Source organism: Chryseobacterium oryctis (assembly GCF_025971925.1).
GTDB classification, from domain to species: domain Bacteria; phylum Bacteroidota; class Bacteroidia; order Flavobacteriales; family Weeksellaceae; genus Chryseobacterium; species Chryseobacterium oryctis.
The window spans coordinates 221,946-237,965 of the sequence record NZ_JAPDHV010000004.1; the positions used below are offsets into that span (position 1 = coordinate 221,946).

A 16,020-nucleotide genomic window follows, 5' to 3' on the forward strand; every position below is an offset into this window, starting at 1 on the left:
AATTTCATTAAATATCTTTTATAAAATCCTCATATTCATAATAAAATCTTTCAAAACCATCCATTTTATCGACAAAAAACTCAAATGTTTCCTGCCATGTATTTTTATTAAAAATAGAGACATTATGTTTTTGAATCCAGATTCTGCTGATTACTTTTCCGTTTTCTAAAGTGAAATGTTCATCTTTCTGAAAATCTCCAATGAAATCCTTCAAAATATCTTCTAATGACCAAATTTTCTCATAATATGCATTTCTGAATACTTCATCCTTCATTTCGATGTCTAAAGAAACTTCAGCCTTTTTATTGTCTGCATAGAATTTGAAAGACATATCCTTAATTTTGGTATCATACAAAATCCATTTTCTAGGAAAAGATTTTCCAAATGCTGTCCAAAATTCCTTTTTTAATTGTTGTGCTTCCTGTTTACTGAACATGACACAAACATAACAATTTAGACTAAAAAAAGCAAAACCGAAGGTGTATTCAGGCTTAATAAAGATATTTGAAGGTTTATATTTATCATTTTGTTGTCTTCCTGTAGAATATTAAACAATTTTCTTATTTTTGCCGTAATGCTGTCAAAAAAATCTCAATATGCTTTTAAGGCTCTGTCATATCTTGTAGAGAAAAGAAATGACGGACCAATTCTTATTTCCGAAATCGCAGAACATAAAAAAATCCCTTTAAAATTTTTAGAAAATATTTTGCTTGAATTAAAAAAAGCAGAAATCCTTGATAGTAAAAAAGGAAAAGGAGGAGGGTATTTTTTTAAAGAAAATCCTGAAAATGTAAAGCTTGCAAAGATTATCAGATTGGTAAACGGTCCCATTGCAATGCTTCCTTGTGTGAGTTTAAATTTTTATGAAAAATGTGAAGATTGTAACGAAGAACATTGTGGTTTACATGATGTTTTGATAGAAGTTCGGGATGCTTCACTTAATATTTTAGAGAAAAAAACTTTAATGGATTTAATCGACTGATTTAAATCCTTTTTTTTGAATAATTAGTCTACTTGTTTGGTAGGATAATTATTTTATTAGATATTTGCAAAACTTCAAATGAATAAATTATGATTTCAAAAGAAGATGCAGATACACTCAAACAGCTTTCGGCAGAGGATGGATTGAAATTTATCTCCGAAAAATTCTCAGAAGGAGTTGTTTTTTCAACATCGCTTGGTCAGGAAGATCAGGTTATTACAGATATCATTTTCAGCAATCAGTTGCCTATAAAAGTCTTCACATTAGATACAGGAAGGCTTTTTTATGAACATTATGATTTGCTTTCCAAAAACAATTCAAGGTACAAAATCAAGACTGAAGTTTATTTTCCCGATGCTTCTGATGTAGAAAAATATGTGAATGAAAAGGGGATAAACGCATTTTATCATTCGGTAGAAAACAGGAAAGAATGCTGTTTTATCCGAAAAGTAAAACCTCTCAACCGAGCATTAGAAAATGCAAAAGTATGGATTACGGGTTTGCGTTCCGAACAATCTGAAAATCGTGAAAATATGCCTGTTTTAGAATGGGATGAACATAGAAATTTGTACAAATACAATCCTTTGATACATTGGACTTATCAGGACGTTTTAGATTATTTGGAAGAACAGAATGTCCAAGACTTGCCTCTTCATAAAAAAGGTTTCATTAGTGTTGGTTGTCAGCCTTGTACGAGAGCTATTGAACCCGGAGAAAATCCTAGAGCAGGACGTTGGTGGTGGGAAAATTCACATAAAGAATGCGGTCTGCATACACATTAATCAAAAATCTTATACAACATAATGAGTAATTATAAATTAGATTATCTGGAACAGCTGGAAGCAGAAAGTATTTATATCATGAGAGAAGTGGCTGCCCAGTTTGAAAAACCTTCTTTACTTTTTAGTGGAGGGAAAGATTCCATTACTTTGGTGCATTTGGCTAAAAAGGCTTTTGCTCCTATGAAAATCCCGTTTCCATTGGTGCATATAGATACAGGTCATAATTTTCCTGAGGCTCTGGAATTCAGAGATTATTTAGCTAAAACTATCGGAGCTGAATTGATTGTAAGAAAAGTTGAAGATACCATAAAAGCTAAAAAATTGACAGAACCTAAAGGTAAGTTTGCTTCAAGAAACTGGCTGCAAACTCATACTTTATTGGATACTATTGAAGAATTTCAGTTTGATGCTTGTATTGGCGGAGCAAGAAGAGACGAAGAAAAAGCGAGAGCGAAAGAACGCTTTTTCTCTGTTCGTGACGAATTTGGGCAATGGGATCCGAAATTACAACGTCCCGAATTATGGAATATCTACAACGGCAAAATAAATAAAGGTGAAAATGTAAGAGTTTTCCCTATTTCAAACTGGACAGAACTGGATGTTTGGAATTATATCCGAAAAGAAAACATTCAGCTTCCTTCTATTTATTTTGCTCATAACAGAGATGTAATTGAGTATGAAAGTCAGTTGATTGCAGTTTCTGATTTTATTCAGATTGACGAAAATGATGAGATTGTTAATAAAAAAGTGCGTTACAGAACGGTAGGAGATATGACTTGTACAGCTGCTGTTGAAAGTAATGCGGAGACTTTGGATAGTGTAATTAACGAAATCATTGCCTCTAAAATTTCTGAACGTGGCGAAACCCGAATTGACGATAAAGTAACGGAAGCCGCAATGGAAGACAGAAAAAAAGGAGGGTATTTTTAATCAATAAGTTTTACACTTATAACTTATCACTCATAATTCATAACTAAAATGGATATACTAAGATTTATAACTGCAGGAAGTGTAGACGATGGGAAAAGCACTCTTATCGGAAGACTTTTGTATGATAGTAAAAATATATTGATTGACCAGCTTGAAGCATTGGAAAAACAATCAAAAAACAAGAACGAAAACGGAGTAGATTTAGCCATTCTTACGGATGGTTTGAGAGCGGAAAGAGAACAGGGAATCACAATTGATGTGGCGTATCGTTATTTTTCAACTCCGAAAAGAAAATTTATCATTGCAGATGCGCCGGGGCATATTCAGTACACCAGAAATATGATAACGGGAGCGTCGAATTCTCAATTAATTATTATCCTTATTGATGCGAGACAAGGTGTAATTGAGCAAACAAGAAGGCATTCTATCATCGCTTCATTATTAAAAATGAAAAATGTGGTAGTGGCTATCAATAAAATGGATTTGGTTGATTATTCCGAAGAAGTTTTTAATGATATAAAAGCTCAATATCAATTGGTTGCTCAAAAATTAGGACTTGAAAATGTAAATTATTTCCCGATTTCTGCATTTTATGGTGATAATATTGTTGATAAATCGGAGAGAACACCTTGGTATAAAGGTTCAACTCTTTTGAATTTTCTTGAAACGGTTGACGTAAATGAAGATGTTAACTTAGAAAAAGCAAGATTTCAGGTTCAGTATGTGATTCGTCCTCAAACCGATGAGTTGCATGATTACAGAGGGTACTCAGGACAGGTGATTTCCGGAATTTATAGGAAAGGTGATAAGGTTACAATTCTTCCGCAGAATATTGAAACCAAGATTTCAAAAGTTGAAACAGGAGGAAAAGAAGTTGATTTTGTATTTGCCAATCAACCTGCAGTTTTGCATACGGAGGATGATATTGATATCAGCAGAGGAGATTTCATTGTAAAAACTGATAATCAGCCAAAAGTTGAAAACGAAATTGATGCTGTTGTCTGCTGGCTCGATAAAAAAGAATTAAATGAAGGAAATAAGTATTTCATTCAACATAAAAGCAAGGTTCTAAAGGCAATTGTAAAAGAAATTGACTATAAAATAGATGTAAATACTTTGGAAAACATTCCGATGTATTCAGGGATTAAGCTTAATGAAGTCGTAAAAGTAAGACTGAAAACTTCTTCGCCATTGGTTTTTGACAGTTTTGAAGAAAACAATGATACGGGAAGCGCAATCCTGATTGACGAAACAAGTAATTCTACCGTTGGAGCTTTAATGATTTTATAGTATGGTAATTTCGCGAAAAATTCAGGTAAGATTAAATATATTGTTGGTAACGATTGCATTAGTATTGATTGCCATATTTTCAATGTATGAACTGGGTTATCTGGATGAGCTTTTTACCATTTTGGCAAAAGATAATTACATTTTTTATTGGATGCTTTTGGTGGGAGTTTTAGCGGAAATCGTTGCCGGGTCTATGGGAATGGGATATGGCGTGATTTGCACAACCACGCTTTTATTTCTGAACATTCCGCCGCATATTGTAAGTGCAAGTATTCACTCTGCTGAAAGTTTTACGACTGCGGCAGGAAGTATTAGTCATATTAAGCTGAAAAATGTAAGTAAAAGTTTAGTCAAGAGATTAGCGATTCCTGCAATTATCGGGGCAATTATCGGTGCTTTGAGTCTTACTTATTTGGGTGAATATTATGCAAAAATTACCAAAACTGTCATTGCATTTTACACTTTATATCTTGGATTCCAGATTTTATCGAATGCTTTTAAGAAAAAACAGAGTAAATCTTTAAAAAGGAAAACAAATTTAACCCGATTGGGAGTAATTGGTGGATTTATAGATTCCTTTGCAGGTGGAGGTTGGGGGCCTTTGGTGACAGGAACTTTAATCAAAAATGCTTTTACACCGAGATTTGCAGTAGGAAGTTCCACAGTTGCCAAGTTTATTTTGACGATAACAGCAGCAATTACGTTTATTTTTACATTAGGTATTCAGCATTGGAATATTATTTTAGGGCTTCTTATCGGGGGTATTATCACAGCTCCTTTTTCGGCAATGCTGACTGCAAAACTACCTGTAAAAGGAATGTTTATTGTGATCGGGACTTTGGTGATTATTATGAGTTCAATTACGATTTGTAAATCTGTTTTTTAATGGGAAATTTCTTGAATGTGGAAAAATAAAATAGATAAAAATTGAAATTGATTTTAAAAATATTTTACTTTTACCGCATTAAAAAAAGAATATGAATGTATATGTAATTGCGCTTTTTAAGTTTAATGAAAATTATCTGATGGAAGCGATTGAACTTTTCCAAACTTTGGTAAGAGAAACAAGAAAGGAGGAAGGATGTTTGCAGTATGATTTAGTTGAAGATAAAGATAATAAAGGAAGTTTTTTCATGGTTGAATTATGGGAAAGTGAAGAACACCTTAATCGACATAATGGACAAGACCATTTATTAAACTTTAGAAGAGATGCTTCAAAAATGCTTGAAAGCTCTACTCAGGTCTACAAAGGATTTAAAACTTTATAAAAGAAAATATTTTACTTAAAATGTCAAAAGGCTGTTCAAATAATTTGAACAGCCTTTTTATTAGAAAAAATAGAAAGTATTAAAATTTGAATTGTTTAATAATAAATCGTGAAATATTTTATTTCTTGATAAATTTAGATTTTGTTAAACTGCCGTTTGCTTCTTCAATTAAAATGTAATAAACTCCTGTTTGAAGTTGAGTGATGTCTAGTTTTTTATTGTTTAATTTTCCTTCAATTACTTTTGCTCCTGAAGCTGAATACACATGGATTGCTTTAGGTTCTTTGTTAGCTGAAAATTGTAACGTTGAGTTGTCAGGAGTTAATGCAAATTGAGTTTTCTCTTTAGATTTTATGTTATCTGAAACTGCAAGACTCGAAGGTGTATTGTAAATGACATCGTCTATTTGTAAAGCTACGTGACTTGCTGTAGGGGTAAACTTAAAAACAATGTATGAACCTGTAGATGCAGGAATCGGGATATTTACGTTCTGAGTAGCGTTTACGGTAGCTAAATTAATCAAATCACCAACTGCCACAAATGTGCTCATATCTAAAGGGTCAGAAGCTATTCCGATTTGTATAGAACCAGGACCTGGAGATGGCGAAGCTAATGTCGCTTTAAAAGACAAAGTTTTGTCACCTGTAGGTGTTACAATTTGAGGAGAGATAAGATATGAAGGCTGACTAGAATTATTCCCTGAATATGCTTGAATAGATTTATTGGTGTCTGTCGTAACTATCATTAACGGAGCTGGTGGATAAGGCATTGGGTTGGCTGCTAATTTTACTGTCCATCCGTTTTGTGGGAAAGTTGAACTCCCTGAAGTAAATCCGTCAAAGTTTTCGTAAATCGTTGCTAGCTGGGCATTTGCAGTGGCTGTTGTTAACACTAAAGCTCCAAAAAGTAATCGTAAGTTCATAATAGTATTTTATTTATTGTAATATTTATTTAGAATTGTTTTACAAAACTAATAAATTATTTTTAACTATTCTAAATAAAATTATATATTTGTCGAAATTTTTATCCTTATGAAGAAGAAAGTACTTTCTGTAGCCTTATTATCTGTAGCCTTATGGATGGATGCACAGGAAAAAGATTCTCTTAATCAATTGAAAATAGAAGAAGTTGTTATTACGGGGCAGTATATGCAGCAATCTATTAATAAATCTATTTATAAAGTTGAGGTAATTACTGCGCAGCAAATCAAGAATATGGCAGTAACTACCGCAGCGGAAGTTCTTAATCAAAATCTTAATGTTTTAATAGTTCCGGATAGTGGAAATGGTGATTTTCAGGCTAATATCATGGGCTTGAATGGTGCTTATACCAAAATATTGATTGATAATATCCCTGTTGTGACCGATAGAGGAAGTGGTAATCAGGTGGATTTAAGCAAAATCAATGTCAATAATATTGAGCGCATTGAGGTGGTAAAAGGAGCGATGGGGGTGGAATACGGAAATAACGCAGTGACCGGAGTTATTAATATCATAACTAAAAAAGGGTACAATAAGAAAGTAAATGTCAACTTATCTGTTCAGGAAGAAACTGTGGCTAAAGATTATGACTGGCTCAAAAAAGGAAATGGAAAACATATTCAATCTTTGAATTTGGGATACAGAATAAATGATAATTGGACTATAGCAGCCGATATTAATCACAACGATTTTCAAGGGTATAAAGGAAAGTATAACGGTTACAAATATTTTAGTGAATCGAGTAATGGAGAAAGAGGGTATGAATGGCTTCCTAAAGACCAATTAACGACTAATGCTTCGGTACGTTATAGTAAAAATAATACGACTTTATTCTACAAGCTAAATTTTTTGAAGGAAGAGATTAATTATTATAATCAGAATACCGAAGAATTACCTTTGGGAGGAGGTGAAAGAACGTATATAGGAAAGGATAAAGATTACTTTACCAAACGATGGATTCATCAGTTCAATATACAGACAAAATTGGGAAGAATAAATTATCTCGGTGATTTTTCATATCAAACTCAAGAAAGAAATAGTCAGGATTATCAATTTGATATTCCGAACAGGCAAGAAATTTCCCGCGAACCTAAAAATACTTATTACGATTCTAAAGTTTTATATTCCAGAGGAATGTTCAGTAATTTTTTAGATAGTAAAAAGATTAATTTCCAGATAGGATATGAGCTAGATAGAACAAGCGGTTTTGCGAGTGCCTCTACATTTCAAAGTATTGAAGGGCGAGAAAGTATCAATAAAGCAATATTTAATTATGCCAATTTCATATCTGCAGAATGGAATGTTTCAGACAAATTTTCTTTACGACCGGGTTATAGATTAGCTTTTAGTGACAGGTTTGACTCGCAAAGTAATTATTCATTAACGGCTAGATATCAGACTTCTGAAAAATCAAACTTACGTGCAGTTTTTGGTTCTTCTAATAGATTTCCGACATACGAAGAGCTGTATTCTTATACGGTAGATGCTAATCATGATATTCGTGGGAATGAGAATTTAGCTCCTGAGAAGGGATATTCGTTAGGCTTATTTTGGGATTACCAATCTCAAACACAAAATGCCTGGAAGTTTGATGCAAGCCTTTCTGCGATGTATCTGGATGTAAAAGATAGAATTGAAAGTGTTATAGTGAGTAATATTCCTTTGAAATTCACTTATCTTAATATTAACAGATATAATTCTTTGCTTTTCGGTGGAGGTATTTCTGCAAAAAAAGATAATGTATCATTTAACGCAGGTATTTCTGTAATGGGAATTTCGCAAGAACTTGTAGCGGGAGATGCTCAATCTCCATCTGATTATAATTTCTATGCAGAAGCCAACTTTTCGGCTAATTATACACTTCCTAAAACAAAAACATTATTTGCATTGTATTATAAATATACAGGAGTAAGAAAACAGTTTGTACATGAGTCTACTTCTGATATTTCAGCTCCTCCAAGATTCATTTTGGGAGAAGTAGGGAGTTACAACATGATGAATTTTACTATTTCTCAGCCTTTCTTTAAAAATCATTTTGAAATAAGTGCAGGGGTAAAAAATATATTCAATGTAAGCAGTGTAAGAAATTCTATTCAGTCAGGAAGTGCACATAATGCAGCCAATAGCCAACAAAATCTTTTTTACGGCAGAAGTTATTTTGCCCGATTAAACTATAACTTTTAAATAGTATTAAAATGAAAAAAATACTTTATTGCTTTGTAATAGGCGTTTCTCTTATTTCTCAATCTTGTATTAATGATAATGAAGATATTGTAAAAGTATCTAAAATTGAGGGAGATATTATTGAGCCTCATGTTGGAGGAGCCACACAGCCCAATCAGGTTTGGTTTGATTTAAGTGAAAATAGGGAAGTTGTAACAAAAAGAACAGATTGGGATATTGCGTTGTATTCAGGAGGAGAATTTAAAGTAATTATAAATTCTTCAATTATGATGGCTGCAGGAAAAATTCCTAATGCAATCGATATTGATCAGGTTACAGAAAGTAGTGTAGCACCTTTGAAAAATCAGGTTCAGGTAGCCAACTTCAATCCTTCTAATGAAGTTTATGTAGACGATGTTAAAGGTGATTTTCCGTCAGGTTATACTGCGATTGAAGAAATAAAACCCACCGAAATCGAAAACGGAATTTATCTTTTGAATATGGGTAAAGAAATCTATACGGGAACTGTTGCCAATGGTTCTGTAGTAACAGGAGGAGATTCCAGAGGATGGATGAAAATTCAGGTAATAAGGTTCGGAGAAGGTTACAAAGTAAGATATGCTGAACTAAATGATTCAAAACACAAAGAAATCGTTGTCGCTAAAAATCAGGCTTATAATTTTAATTTCATCAGCCTTAAAAATAATAAGGAAGTTTACATTCAGCCCGAAAAAAAGAAATGGGATATCTGTTTTACCGTATTCACGAATGTTATTGAAGGTGCAGGAAGTTATGTTTATGCCGATTTTGTCAACAATAATAATGTAGGAGGAGTTGGAGCTTACGAAGTTAAAATTATCTCTGGATCCGGAATTGAGGCTTATAATAATTTCAAAGCATCAGATATTGATAAATCTAAATTCATTTACAATGACTATAGAGTTATTGGTGGAAATTGGAGAAATCCTGTAGGTGCAAACGGACTGGAAGTTTACAACGATCGTTTTTACATCATTAAAGATTCTGATGGCTATTACTTTAAACTTAGGTTTACGAGACTTACTAATAGCAATACAGGTGAAAGAGGATATCCTCAATTTGAATATAAACCTTTGTAAAATAAATTAAATAATATATCATGAAAAAATTAATCATTGCAACATCTGTTCTTCTTGCAGTATATTCTTGTAAAAAAGCAGAAGGATCGAAAGCTGGAAACAGTACAGAAATCAGTTCTGAAGCACCAAAATCTAATAATAAAATTGTAACGCTTAACGGTGGAATTACAGAAATCGTAAGCGAATTGGGTTACGAAAAAGAAATCGTTGGTACCGATGTTACAAGTACCTATCCAGAGACATTAAAAGCTACAGCCAAAGATTTGGGACATGTAAGGTCTATGACAATTGAGCCAATCATGGCTGTAAACCCTACGTTGATTTTAGCTTCTGATAAGGATATTAATCCTGAGTTGATGGGTAAATTGAAGTCCTCAGGCATTAAAACAGAAACTTTCAAGCAAGAATTTACGGTTGAAGGAACTAAAAAACTAATTGCTGACGTAGCAAAAGCAATAGGAAGTGAAGAGTATCAAAAACTAAATGATAAAATTGATGCCGATTTAAAACAGATTCAGCCAATTGCTAAAAAACCAAAAGTATTGTTCATTTATGCCAGAGGAAATATGTTGATGGTTTCAGGGAAAAATACACCTATGACTTCATTGATTGAGATTGCAGGAGGAGAAAATGCTGTGAATGATTTTGCAGATTTCAAGCCATTAACTCCAGAAGCTGTTGTAAAGGCAAATCCTGATGTATTATTCTTCTTTACAAGCGGATTGCAAGGTGCTGGTGGTAACGAAGGTGCTCTTCAAATGCCAGGAGTTTCTCAAACAAACGCTGGAAAAAATAAAAAGATTATTGCAATGGATGGAGGTTTAGTTTCAAGTTTCGGTCCAAGATTAGGTGAGGCAGCAGTACAATTAAACAAACTTTTAATTGAAAGCACAAAATAAACTTTATCTGTATATTTTGATGAGCACCGTACTGCTTGTAATTATAGCAGTATGGTCGCTCAATATCGGAGTATACGATTTTGGAGATAAGTCTGCATTTGATGTATTGATTCAATATATTAAAGGTGATTCAAGATTATCTCTAAGTGATAAATATGTGGTTTGGGATGTAAGAGCAGCCAGAATTGTGATGGCGATTCTTATAGGAAGTATGCTTGCTGTTTCAGGAACAAGTTTACAAGGATTGTTTAAAAATCCTTTGGCAACAGGAGATTTAATAGGATTGACTTCGGGAGCTACATTACTTGCAGCTATTACTATTGTTTTAGGAGGGTATTTCAAACACTATCTTCCTGAAGCTGTACAATTTTCATTAGTAGGAATTGCTGCTTTTATCGGTTCTTTTTTGTCGATGTTGTTGGTGTATAAAATTTCAACAAGTGGAGGAAAAACAAATGTTGTAATGATGTTGCTGACGGGTGTTGCTATTACGGCGATTGGTTTTTCGATTACAGGATTTCTGATTTATATTTCAAAAGATGAACAATTAAGAGATTTAACCTTTTGGAATTTAGGAAGTTTAGCGGCTGCAACCTGGACGAAGAATATCATTTTAGTAATTGTTGTTTTAATCTCTTATTTTATTCTTTTGCCCAAAGGAAAGGCTTTAAACGCAATGATGTTGGGCGAAAAAGATGCTCAGCATTTAGGAATTAATGTAGAAAGATTAAAAAAGCAAATTATAATTCTTACTGCATTGATGGTGGGAAGTTGTGTTGCTTTTTCAGGAACAATTGGCTTTGTAGGTCTTATTATACCCTATATTTTAAGGCTTTTGTTTAAGTCAAATTATGTATTCATATTGCCTTTATCGGCAGTTTTTGGGAGTGTTTTGCTATTGTTGGCAGACACGTTAAGTAGAAGTATAGTGCAACCTTCAGAATTGCCGATTGGTATTTTAACGGCTTTAATGGGTGGGCCAATTTTCATCGCTATTTTAGTTAAACTCAAAAAATCATTGTAATGATAAAGGCGCATCAGATTAGTTATAAACATAAAGACTTTCATATTTTAGAAGGAATTGATGTTATATTGGAATACGGAGAATTTTTGGCAATTGTAGGACCAAACGGAGCTGGAAAATCAAGCCTTTTGAGTGTGTTGGCGAATGAAATAAAATCTAAACATCAAATTGTATTTAAAGATAAAAATATCAGAGATTGGGAAATTGGGGAATTATCTAAGCATAAAGCCAAATTTTCTCAGCATAACAGTAATGATATTTCGCTTGATGTAAAAGACGTAGTAATGATGGGACGTTATCCGTATTTTGAGGCGCAGCCAAGACAAGAAGACCATGAAGCGATAAACGGAATGATGTTAGAAACAGATATTGTTCATTTAAAAGATAGAGAATACAATACGCTTTCCGGAGGAGAGAAGCAACGTGTACATCTTTCGAGGATAATGGCACAATTGCAGAACGAAATAGCTCATAAATTGGTTTTTCTTGACGAACCTTTAAATAATTTGGATATAAAACATCAATACAAAACATTGGAAATTATTAAAAACTTTACTGAAAAGGCAAATTCTGCCGTGGTTGTTCTTCATGATTTGAATTTGGCTGCTCAGTTTGCCGATAAAATTCTATTGATGAAATCAGGACGAGTTGCCGCGTACGGAACGCCACAGGAAGTTTTTACTGCTAAAAACATTAGTGAAGCATACAATTTTCCGTGTACCATTTGTGAACATCCCATTACTAATAACCCAATGATTATTTTTGGATAATATGGAAAAAGAAGACTTAAAAATATTAGCTCAGAATCTTGCGAATCCTCAAGGCGAAAAAGGGATTGAAATTGGTGAGATGATGAATGATACAAACATAGGAATGACTCTTGAAAGCATTAAAACACTTTTAATTGAAGATCACGAAACGATTCTTGAAATCGGTCATGGAAATGCAGGTCATGTCAAAAGTATTTTGAGTAAAGCTCAGAATATACAATATACAGGAATTGATATTTCCGAAACCATGCATCAGGAAGCCAAAAGATTGAACCAAGAATATGAGAGTCAGGTGAATTTTATTTTATATGAAGGTGAAAAATTTCCTTTTGAAGATAAAAAGTTTGATAAAATATTCACTGTAAATACAGTCTATTTCTGGAAAAAACCGATTGACTTTTTAAATGAAATCTATAGGGTTTTGAAAGATAAAGGAACATTTGTATTGACTTTTGGGCAAAGAGATTTTATGGAGAAATTACCTTTCACACAATTTGATTTTACATTGTATAATACCGATGAAATGGAGGAGTTGGTTGCTAAAAGCCATTTTAAAAGAATGAAAGTTTCTGAAAAAGAAGAGCAGGTAAAAAGTAAAACAGGAGACGAAACCATAACGAGAAATTATACGGTTTTAACTATTAAAAAGTAAATAAAAAAACAATAAAAATAATGAGTACATTAATTAACGAATTAAAGCAAAAATGGGAGGCTTTGAAGGCTGAAAATCCACATTTGAGAATTAGAAATGCAGCTTCACAATTAGGAGTAAGCGAAGCCGAATTGTTGGTTACCAACATTGGTGAAGGGGTAACTGTTTTGAGACCTGATTTTAAAGATATTTTAATGGATGTAGAGCAATTAGGAAAAGTAATGGCTCTTACACGTAATAATGAATGTGTTCATGAGAGAAAAGGTACTTATCAGAACGGAGATTTTAGCAGTCCTCATGCACAACTTTTTGTAGGAGAAGATATTGATTTGAGAATTTTTCTGAATCATTGGAAATTTGCTTTCGGAGTAGTTGAAGGTGATAAAAAAAGTCTTCAGTTTTTCGGAAAAGACGGATCGGCTCTTCACAAAATTTATTTGACGAAAGATAGCAACGAAGCTGCTTTTGAGGTTATTGTTGAAAAATTCAAAGATGAAAACCAAAATCAGGTTTTCGAATTTGAAACTCTTGAGCCAAAAGCAGAAGAAAAACCCGATTCCGAAATAGACGTTGAAGGTTTCCAAAATGCATGGCGAGAACTGAAAGACACTCACGATTTCTTTATGATGACCAGAAAATTCGGAGTGAGCAGAACTCAGGCGTTGAGATTAGCTCCTGAAGGTTTTGCAAAAAAAATTGATAATGCAAAAGTTGTTAATGTTTTAGAAGATGCTTCAGAAAGGCAACTTCCAATCATGGTTTTTGTCGGAAACAGAGGAATCATTCAAATTCACACAGGAAATGTAAAAAAAACGCTTTGGCATCAGCAATGGTTTAATGTAATGGATCCTGATTTCAATTTACATTTGGATATGAGTGCGATTGCAGAAACTTGGATTGTAAAGAAACCAACGGAAGATGGCGAAGTTACAGCAATAGAAGTATTTAACAAAGAAGGAGATTTTATCGTTCAATTCTTTGGTAAAAGAAAACCGGGAATTCCTGAATTGCAGGAATGGAAAGATTTGGTTGTAGAATTAGAAAAATAAATAGTTAGATATTTTTTTGAGGCCGTTTTGTTTTTTATAATTCAAAGCGGTCTTTTATTTTGAATTGTAACCACAAAAGTCATAAACGATTTGACTACTAAAGTTTAAATAATTATGTGTATTGAAGCTCAGACAAGATGAAAATCAGAGATTTTCAAAAAAACTAAAGTGTTCTTAATTTTATATTCAAAATATTTCTAAAATCAACTAAAGTGCTAAGAAAGCTAAAGATACTTTTGTGACTTTTGTGGTTAAAGTTTATTAATCTATTTTTACAAAAATGATAAAAATGAAAAATATTTTTTTAGCGATATTGTCAATAGGTTTTTGTAAAATAAATGCCCAAAATTTTAAAGCCTATCAATTCTATGATAAAAAAGGAAAGGAAATAAAAACTGAAAAATTGATTAAGCAGTTAGCTGAATATGATGTTGTTTTTTTTGGTGAAAATCATAATAATTCAATCAATCATTGGCTTCAGCTGAAAGTTACGGAAGCACTGTATCAACAAAAAAACGGACAAATTATTTTGGGGGCAGAAATGTTTGAAAGAGATAATCAATCGCACTTGAATCAATATTTAAGTGGAAAGTTTGATGCAAAAACATTGAGAGATTCTGCTCGTTTATGGAATAATTTTTCAACCGACTACAAACCTTTGGTTGATTTTGCTAAAGCCAAAAAATTGGATTTTATAGCAACCAATGTGCCAAGAAGATATGCTTCTCAAACCGCAAAAGAAGGATTAGAATCTTTAAATAAACTGTCTGAAAAAGATAAATCGTATATTGCTCAATTACCTATAAAAGTAACACTTGATACACCTGGTTATCCTGAAATGAAAGCTATGATGGGCGAACATGCAGAAGGTCCAAAAGTGATGAATTTTATTTCGGCTCAAGCTATAAAAGATGCTACAATGGCTGAATCTATTTTGAAAAATATTCAACCCGGAAAGCTTTTTATTCATTATAACGGAAATTATCATTCTAAAGAATTTGGTGGAATTTATTGGTATATTAAACAGAAAAATCCGAACCTAAAAATGGCTGTCATTTCCGTTTTTGAATCTGAAAATCCAGATCTGAAAATTCCTGAGAAGGATTATATTCCGACAGATTTTAACCTGATAATTCCTGCGGATATGACGAAAACATATTAAGGTTTAATTTCAATTAAAAATTCCCGTAAAAATCTATTTACGGGAATTTATTTTTTTATTTAGTAATATTTAATCTTGAACGGCAGGAAGATTTCCTTCTCGTTTCTGTGCTTTTTTATAAGTGTAAGAACACATTACAATACTGAATTCATACAGCAAAAGAAGCGGGAATGCAGCCATCAGCATACTTAGAACATCTGCGGGAGTAATGATTGCTGCAACTACCATAATCAAAACAATGGCATGACGACGGTAGGTTTTCATAAACATTGGCGTAAGAATTCCGATACTTGTAAGGAAATAAATAAGAATTGGGAAAAGAAAAATAACACCCATACCTATCACAACCTGTAAAAATAATGTAGTATAATCACTTAAATCATAAAGAGGTACAATAATATCGGAAATTTTAAAAATTACCCCGAAATTAACTGCAAACGGAAGAATTAGAAAATATCCGCACAAAACTCCTGTCATAAAAAGAACCCATACTGCATTGATGATAAAAACAGAGTTTTTTCTTTCATTTGGGTGTAAAGCAGGGCTGATAAATCTCCAAAGTTCCCAAACAATATACGGGAACGCAACTACTATTCCTCCAAAAATGGAAACAGCCATCATTACATTAAACTGTTGATAAAGTCTTTGTACACGTACAGGGAAATCTTTAGGAAGTGTAATGCTGTCTTCTCCCAAAATCATTCTCGAAAAATGATTCACAATTTTAAAGGTAGGAAAATCATTTCTTGTTGGGCCAAAGAAAATATGATCCATTATCCAGTTGATATTAAAACCAACGATAAATGCGGCTAATACAATAGCGATAATCGAGCGTATGAGATGACCTCTTAATTCTCCTATATGTCCAAGAAAGGACATTTCTTTACCTTCACTCATTTAGAAATTTTTTATATTGAGGTTTTAAAGTTGCGAAATTATGAAATTAATCTC

17 protein-coding genes are annotated in these 16,020 nt (G+C 32.9%); 14 read left to right on the plus strand and 3 right to left on the minus strand.

Annotated features, from left to right (window positions below):
- Positions 1 to 7: 7 nt before the first annotated feature.
- Positions 8 to 436 carry a DUF4268 domain-containing protein gene (locus OH806_RS10750; RefSeq protein WP_264743681.1) on the minus strand — a complete coding sequence of 143 codons (429 nt, stop codon included), beginning with the start codon at positions 434 to 436 and terminating at the stop codon, positions 8 to 10.
- Positions 437 to 574: 138 nt separating this feature from the next.
- Here OH806_RS10750 and OH806_RS10755 point away from each other — a divergent pair, with 138 nt between their 5' ends.
- The 6 genes from OH806_RS10755 to OH806_RS10780 all read left to right on the plus strand — a co-directional run bounded on the left by OH806_RS10755 (position 575) and on the right by OH806_RS10780 (position 5,252).
- Positions 575 to 982 carry an RrF2 family transcriptional regulator gene (locus tag OH806_RS10755; protein WP_264743682.1) on the plus strand — a complete coding sequence of 136 codons (408 nt, stop codon included), beginning with the start codon at positions 575 to 577 and terminating at the stop codon, positions 980 to 982.
- Between the two features lie 89 nt (positions 983 to 1,071).
- On the plus strand, positions 1,072 to 1,764 hold the full coding sequence (locus OH806_RS10760) for a phosphoadenylyl-sulfate reductase (protein ID WP_264743683.1): 693 nt from the start codon (positions 1,072 to 1,074) through the stop codon (positions 1,762 to 1,764).
- Positions 1,765 to 1,785: 21 nt separating this feature from the next.
- Positions 1,786 to 2,694, plus strand: a complete 909-nt coding sequence (gene cysD, locus OH806_RS10765; protein ID WP_264743684.1) for a sulfate adenylyltransferase subunit CysD — start codon at positions 1,786 to 1,788, stop codon at positions 2,692 to 2,694.
- Between the two features lie 48 nt (positions 2,695 to 2,742).
- On the plus strand, positions 2,743 to 3,984 hold the full coding sequence (locus tag OH806_RS10770) for a sulfate adenylyltransferase subunit 1 (RefSeq protein WP_264743685.1): 1,242 nt from the start codon (positions 2,743 to 2,745) through the stop codon (positions 3,982 to 3,984).
- A gap of 1 nt (position 3,985) precedes the next feature.
- Positions 3,986 to 4,870 (plus strand): sulfite exporter TauE/SafE family protein, encoded by an 885-nt coding sequence (locus OH806_RS10775; protein WP_264743686.1) that lies wholly within the window; start codon positions 3,986 to 3,988, stop codon positions 4,868 to 4,870.
- Positions 4,871 to 4,961: 91 nt separating this feature from the next.
- Positions 4,962 to 5,252 (plus strand): putative quinol monooxygenase, encoded by a 291-nt coding sequence (locus OH806_RS10780; protein ID WP_264743687.1) that lies wholly within the window; start codon positions 4,962 to 4,964, stop codon positions 5,250 to 5,252.
- 118 nt (positions 5,253 to 5,370) lie between these two features.
- On the opposite strand, the gene OH806_RS10785 is transcribed toward OH806_RS10780, so the two are convergent.
- On the minus strand, positions 5,371 to 6,174 hold the full coding sequence (locus tag OH806_RS10785; protein ID WP_264743688.1) for a T9SS type A sorting domain-containing protein: 804 nt from the start codon (positions 6,172 to 6,174) through the stop codon (positions 5,371 to 5,373).
- Between the two features lie 109 nt (positions 6,175 to 6,283).
- Here OH806_RS10785 and OH806_RS10790 point away from each other — a divergent pair, with 109 nt between their 5' ends.
- The 8 genes from OH806_RS10790 (at position 6,284) to OH806_RS10825 (ending at position 15,069) form a co-directional block, all read left to right on the plus strand.
- Positions 6,284 to 8,416 (plus strand): TonB-dependent receptor plug domain-containing protein, encoded by a 2,133-nt coding sequence (locus tag OH806_RS10790; RefSeq protein ID WP_264743689.1) that lies wholly within the window; start codon positions 6,284 to 6,286, stop codon positions 8,414 to 8,416.
- A gap of 11 nt (positions 8,417 to 8,427) precedes the next feature.
- A complete protein-coding gene (locus tag OH806_RS10795; RefSeq protein ID WP_264743690.1) occupies positions 8,428 to 9,513 on the plus strand; it encodes an HmuY family protein in 1,086 nt (361 codons plus the stop codon).
- Positions 9,514 to 9,533: 20 nt separating this feature from the next.
- Positions 9,534 to 10,412, plus strand: a complete 879-nt coding sequence (locus OH806_RS10800; RefSeq protein ID WP_264743691.1) for a heme/hemin ABC transporter substrate-binding protein — start codon at positions 9,534 to 9,536, stop codon at positions 10,410 to 10,412.
- The gene (locus OH806_RS10805) at positions 10,396 to 11,436 is read left to right on the plus strand and encodes a FecCD family ABC transporter permease (protein WP_264743692.1); all 1,041 of its coding nucleotides are present in this window, start codon (positions 10,396 to 10,398) and stop codon (positions 11,434 to 11,436) included. Before OH806_RS10800 ends, OH806_RS10805 begins: the two co-directional genes overlap by 17 nt.
- Positions 11,436 to 12,206, plus strand: coding sequence for a heme ABC transporter ATP-binding protein (locus tag OH806_RS10810; protein WP_264743693.1), 771 nt, complete (start codon positions 11,436 to 11,438; stop codon positions 12,204 to 12,206). Before OH806_RS10805 ends, OH806_RS10810 begins: the two co-directional genes overlap by 1 nt.
- A 1-nt stretch (position 12,207) precedes the next feature.
- Positions 12,208 to 12,858, plus strand: coding sequence for a class I SAM-dependent methyltransferase (locus tag OH806_RS10815; protein ID WP_264743694.1), 651 nt, complete (start codon positions 12,208 to 12,210; stop codon positions 12,856 to 12,858).
- Between the two features lie 20 nt (positions 12,859 to 12,878).
- Entirely contained in the window at positions 12,879 to 13,907 is a 1,029-nt protein-coding gene (locus OH806_RS10820) for a hemin-degrading factor (RefSeq protein WP_264743695.1), read from the plus strand.
- Positions 13,908 to 14,196: 289 nt separating this feature from the next.
- Positions 14,197 to 15,069 carry a ChaN family lipoprotein gene (locus OH806_RS10825; protein ID WP_264743696.1) on the plus strand — a complete coding sequence of 291 codons (873 nt, stop codon included), beginning with the start codon at positions 14,197 to 14,199 and terminating at the stop codon, positions 15,067 to 15,069.
- A 69-nt stretch (positions 15,070 to 15,138) separates the two neighbouring features.
- On the opposite strand, the gene tatC is transcribed toward OH806_RS10825, so the two are convergent.
- Positions 15,139 to 15,966, minus strand: a complete 828-nt coding sequence (tatC, locus tag OH806_RS10830) for a twin-arginine translocase subunit TatC (protein WP_264743697.1) — start codon at positions 15,964 to 15,966, stop codon at positions 15,139 to 15,141.
- Positions 15,967 to 16,020 lie beyond the last annotated feature (54 nt).

Excerpts from the sequence above, each read along its gene's own strand:
- cysD (WP_264743684.1), top strand. The coding sequence starts at position 1,786 with ATGAGTAATTATAAATTAGATTATCTGGAACAGCTGGAAGCAGAAAGT.
- OH806_RS10780 (WP_264743687.1), top strand. The coding sequence starts at position 4,962 with ATGAATGTATATGTAATTGCGCTTTTTAAGTTTAATGAAAATTATCTG.
- OH806_RS10790 (WP_264743689.1), top strand. The coding sequence starts at position 6,284 with ATGAAGAAGAAAGTACTTTCTGTAGCCTTATTATCTGTAGCCTTATGG.
- tatC (WP_264743697.1), bottom strand. The coding sequence starts at position 15,966 with ATGAGTGAAGGTAAAGAAATGTCCTTTCTTGGACATATAGGAGAATTA.
- OH806_RS10750 (WP_264743681.1), bottom strand. The coding sequence starts at position 436 with ATGTTCAGTAAACAGGAAGCACAACAATTAAAAAAGGAATTTTGGACA.
- OH806_RS10820 (WP_264743695.1), top strand. The coding sequence starts at position 12,879 with ATGAGTACATTAATTAACGAATTAAAGCAAAAATGGGAGGCTTTGAAG.
- OH806_RS10795 (WP_264743690.1), top strand. The coding sequence starts at position 8,428 with ATGAAAAAAATACTTTATTGCTTTGTAATAGGCGTTTCTCTTATTTCT.
- OH806_RS10815 (WP_264743694.1), top strand. The coding sequence starts at position 12,208 with ATGGAAAAAGAAGACTTAAAAATATTAGCTCAGAATCTTGCGAATCCT.
- OH806_RS10760 (WP_264743683.1), top strand. The coding sequence starts at position 1,072 with ATGATTTCAAAAGAAGATGCAGATACACTCAAACAGCTTTCGGCAGAG.
- OH806_RS10770 (WP_264743685.1), top strand. The coding sequence starts at position 2,743 with ATGGATATACTAAGATTTATAACTGCAGGAAGTGTAGACGATGGGAAA.
- OH806_RS10825 (WP_264743696.1), top strand. The coding sequence starts at position 14,197 with ATGAAAAATATTTTTTTAGCGATATTGTCAATAGGTTTTTGTAAAATA.
- OH806_RS10775 (WP_264743686.1), top strand. The coding sequence starts at position 3,986 with ATGGTAATTTCGCGAAAAATTCAGGTAAGATTAAATATATTGTTGGTA.
- OH806_RS10800 (WP_264743691.1), top strand. The coding sequence starts at position 9,534 with ATGAAAAAATTAATCATTGCAACATCTGTTCTTCTTGCAGTATATTCT.
- OH806_RS10810 (WP_264743693.1), top strand. The coding sequence starts at position 11,436 with ATGATAAAGGCGCATCAGATTAGTTATAAACATAAAGACTTTCATATT.
- OH806_RS10755 (WP_264743682.1), top strand. The coding sequence starts at position 575 with ATGCTGTCAAAAAAATCTCAATATGCTTTTAAGGCTCTGTCATATCTT.
- OH806_RS10785 (WP_264743688.1), bottom strand. The coding sequence starts at position 6,174 with ATGAACTTACGATTACTTTTTGGAGCTTTAGTGTTAACAACAGCCACT.